Below are 4,051 nucleotides of genomic sequence, written 5' to 3'. Positions count from 1 at the left end.
TGGCGGCCTTTTCCTCAGGCGTGGAGAACACCATCTGGATCAGCTTGCTGCCCAGGTTGCGGCGGATCAGCGCCTTCTTGCCTGCCTGGAGCATGGGCTTGTGCACGTAGAACTCGTCGGGATTCACGGCGCCCTGCACCACCGTCTCGCCCAGGCCGTAGCTGCTGGTGATGAAGACCACGTCCTCAAAGCCGGACTCGGTATCGATGGTGAACATCACGCCGGCGGCGCCCAGGTCGGAGCGCACCATGCGCTGCACACCGGCCGACAGGGCCACCACATCGTGCTCGAAGCCCTTGTGCACGCGGTAGGAAATGGCGCGGTCGTTGTACAGCGACGCGAACACTTCCTTCATCTTGTGCATGACTTCGTCGATGCCCACCACGTTCAGGAAGGTTTCCTGCTGGCCTGCAAACGAAGCGTCGGGCAGGTCCTCTGCCGTGGCCGACGAGCGCACGGCAAACGAGGCGGCGGGGTTGCCAGCGCTCAGCTTGGCAAATTCATCAGCAATGGCCTTTTGCAGGTCGGCCGGGAAGGGCTGGGCCTCGACCATGGCGCGGATTTCTGCACCGACTTGTGCAAGCGCGCGCACGTCTTCGGTGTCCAGGCTCTTGAGCTTGGCGCTAATGCGGTCGGCCAGGCCGTCATAGGCCAGGAACTCGCGGAACGCGTGGGCGGTGGTGGCAAAGCCCGTGGGCACACGCACGCCCTGCGGCAGCTGGGAGATCATCTCGCCGAGGCTGGCGTTTTTACCGCCAACGACCTCGACATCGGTCATTCTCAGGTTTTCAAACGGTACGACCAGGGCGGTCGGGCTGAAAAGTGCAGACATGGGAAAGCTCCAGAAGTTGAAACCGGGTCTGCGTGCCGGGCCCTGGATGGCTCCTGGCAGGCGGCCATGCACGGCCTGAGGCTTTGTCGTTGTGGTTGTGGGCCGACGCGGTGCATGGTGAGAATTGGATAATTGTGACAATTGTAGGCCCGAGCATCTGGCAGCGGGCTGACGCTTTCACGCGACTTACGCAAATCGGGCAATCACCACTTCTTTGTGGTGGCAACCCGGCTGGCGCAAGCCGCATCCAAAAAAAGGGGCTCCATGCACTCGCGCACCGTATTTTTTGTCTCTGACGGCACCGGTATCACCGCCGAAACCTTCGGCAACGCCATCCTGGCCCAATTCGAGATGAAGCCGCGCCATGTGCGCCTGCCCTTCATCGACACGGTGGACAAGGCCCACCAAGCCGTGCGGCAGATCAACCACACTGGAGAAGTCGAGGGCAAAAAGCCCATCGTCTTCACCACGCTGGTCAACATGGAAGTGCTCAAGGTCATCCAGGACGGCTGCAAGGGCATGCTGCTCGATATGTTTGGCACCTTCGTCCACCCGCTGGAGCAGGAGCTGGGCATCAAATCGCACCACCGTGTGGGCCGCTTCAGCGACGTGAGCCGCAGCAAGGAATACACAGACCGCATCGAAGCCATCAACTTCAGCCTGGCCCATGACGACGGCCAGAGCAACCGCGACCTGGCAGGTGCCGACGTGATCCTGGTGGGCGTGAGCCGCAGCGGCAAGACCCCCACCAGCCTGTATCTGGCCATGCAATGTGGCCTGAAAGCCGCCAACTACCCGCTGATCCCCGAGGATTTCGAGCGCCGCCAGCTGCCCCCGGCCCTGGTGCCGTTTCGCAGCAAGATCTTTGGCCTGACCATTAGCCCCGACCGCCTGGCCGAGATCCGCGCCGAGCGCCGCCCCAATTCGCGCTACGCCAGCCTGGAGAACTGCCGCATGGAGGTCTCCGAAGCCGAGGCCATGATGCGCCGCGCAGGCATCCGGTGGTTGTCCACCACCACCAAGTCGATTGAAGAGATTGCGACGACCATCCTGCAGGAGATTCGGCCGGAGAGGCTGGTGTATTGAGCAGCCTTGCATGGCAAGTACGACCCTACCTCCCTCGGGGGCCATGGCGGATTCATGCAAAAACAGGCTCTACCGCCCTACTGACAAGCGCAACACGCTATAAATAACATAGCATTGTTCTCACAGGACCGGTGGTGCAGTCTGGCTTGCGCCGCAAGCCCCGCCCGCAGATCACGGCAGACCACCTCCTGCGGGGCCATCGCCCCCAAACAATTCAAACACCATGCTGCGCAGCCATTGGTTCACCGGCTCGCGGTGCACCTTGGCGTGCCAAAACACGCTGATGGGAGCGTCAGGCAGTTTGACGGGGTGCGTGCGCAGCACCAGGCCGAAGGGCTCGACCAGCTTGAGCGCCAGCCGCTCGGGCACCGTCGCCACCAGCGCCGTGCTTTGGAGGATGTGGCCCACGCTCACAAAGTGCGGCACGCTCAGCCGCACCAGGCGGTCGATGCCGGCCTTCTGGATCAATTCATCCACCTTGCCGTGCCCCGTGCCCGCCGACACGATCACCAGGTGCTCTGCCGCCTTGTAGTCCGACAGCAGCAGCTTGGGCCGGTCCAGCGCATGGCCCTTGCGGAACAGGCAAACATAACGCTGGCGGAACAAGCGCCGCTGGAAGAACCCGGCTTTCAGCTGCGGCAGCAGGCCGATGGCCAGGTCCACCTTGCCAGCCTCCATGTCTTCGCGCAGATGGGCGGCGTTGTTGCGCACGGTGTTCAGCGTAACGCCCGGCGCCTCCCGCCCCAGGCGCTCCAGCAGCGCGGGCAGGAAGACGATCTCGCCAATGTCTGTCATGCCGATGGTGATGGTGCGCTTGAGCGTTGCGGGCGTGAACTGTGTGCGCTGGTTCAGCCCGCTGTGGATCATGCCCAGCGCATACCCCACGGACTCGCCCAATTGCTCGGCAAAAGGCGTGGGCACCATGCCGCCCGAGGTGCGCAAGAACAGCTCGTCGCCAAAAATGCGCCGCATCTTGGCGAGCGCATTGCTGACCGCAGGCTGTGTCAGCCCCAGGTTGTCGGCCACCTTCGACACGCGCCGTTCGACCATGAGTTGCTGAAACAGCACCAGCAGGTTCAGGTCGATATCCGATAGCTCCATCGCGACTCCATCAGCTCGGGTGATATGAAGTGCCCATCGTATTGCAGCCAGTGATTGGCAGGCGCAATTCTGGGCACAATCGCCCGCATGACCTTGAACGCAGCCCGCCATGGACATCCTCGTTCAGCCGCTTAACCGCGTGATCCGCGCCGAGCCCGGCGTGAACCTGCTCGACGCCCTGCGCGCGGCGCAGGTTCCGATGTCGTATTCGTGCCTGTCGGGCCGCTGCGGCATCTGCCGCTGCCGGGTGCTGTCTGGTGAGGTGCTCGATGGCGGGCGCGAGCAGCAACGCCCGCTGGACGGCGTGGACGGTGCCGTGCTGGCCTGCCAGACCTATGTGACCGAGCCCTGCACCATCGAAGTGCCCGCCCCCGAAGAGGCCGTGGTGCACCGCGCCCGCGTGGCCAAGGCCACCGTGGTGGCCATCGAGCCGCTGGCGGCAGACATCCGGCGCCTGCTGCTCAAGGTGGCAAAACCCATTGCGTTTTCACCAGGCCAGTACGTGCAGCTGGGGTTCACGCCGACGCATGTGCGCCCCTACTCCATGGCAAACCTGCCGGGCGAACAGCTGCTGGAGTTCCACATACAGCTCATGCCCCAGGGCCGGGTCAGCGGCTACATCGCCGGGCAGCTCAAGGTGGGGGACAAGGTCAAGGTCAGCGGGCCACTGGGTGCGGCCTATCTGCGCCAACAGCACACGGGGCCCATGCTGTGCGTGGCTGGGGGCACCGGGCTGGCGTCGGTGCTGTCGGTGGTGCGCGGCGCAGTGGCCGCCGGGATGCGCAACCCCATTCACCTGTACATCGGTCTGCGCTCGCCGCGCGAGCTGTATGGCCTGGCATGGCTAGAACATCTGCGCGGCGTGCACCCTGCCCTGCAGGTGCATGTGGTGGTGGCATCAGGCGCCGACCCTGCCACGCAGCGGCGCGGGCTGGTGACCCAGGCCATCGAGCAGGACCACGCGAGCCTGCAAGGCTGGCAGGCCTACCTGTGCGGCTCGCCCCCGATGGTGGAGACCACCACGCTGCTGGC

4 protein-coding genes are annotated in these 4,051 nt (G+C 64.3%); 2 read left to right on the top strand and 2 right to left on the bottom strand.

Going from position 1 to position 4,051, the window contains the following annotated elements:
- The coding region (locus tag ACK4OE_RS25425) for a PEP/pyruvate-binding domain-containing protein (protein ID WP_409889202.1) at positions 1-832 on the bottom strand (832 nt) is incomplete at its 3' end.
- A 264-nt stretch (positions 833-1,096) separates the two neighbouring features.
- Between ACK4OE_RS25425 and ACK4OE_RS25420 the strand changes: the two genes are divergently transcribed.
- A complete protein-coding gene (locus ACK4OE_RS25420; RefSeq protein ID WP_055398690.1) occupies positions 1,097-1,918 on the top strand; it encodes a pyruvate, water dikinase regulatory protein in 822 nt (273 codons plus the stop codon).
- Between the two features lie 171 nt (positions 1,919-2,089).
- Here ACK4OE_RS25420 and ACK4OE_RS25415 read toward each other — a convergent pair whose 3' ends face one another.
- A complete protein-coding gene (locus ACK4OE_RS25415; protein ID WP_409889201.1) occupies positions 2,090-3,019 on the bottom strand; it encodes a LysR family transcriptional regulator in 930 nt (309 codons plus the stop codon).
- 109 nt (positions 3,020-3,128) lie between these two features.
- Between ACK4OE_RS25415 and ACK4OE_RS25410 the strand changes: the two genes are divergently transcribed.
- The coding region (locus ACK4OE_RS25410) for a 2Fe-2S iron-sulfur cluster-binding protein (protein ID WP_409889200.1) at positions 3,129-4,051 on the top strand (923 nt) is incomplete at its 3' end.

The organism is Acidovorax sp. (genome assembly GCF_046314175.1).
Taxonomy (GTDB): Bacteria; Pseudomonadota; Gammaproteobacteria; order Burkholderiales; family Burkholderiaceae_C; genus Acidovorax.
Note: the sequence above shows the minus strand (reverse complement) of the source record. Positions and strands in the feature narration are given on the sequence as shown.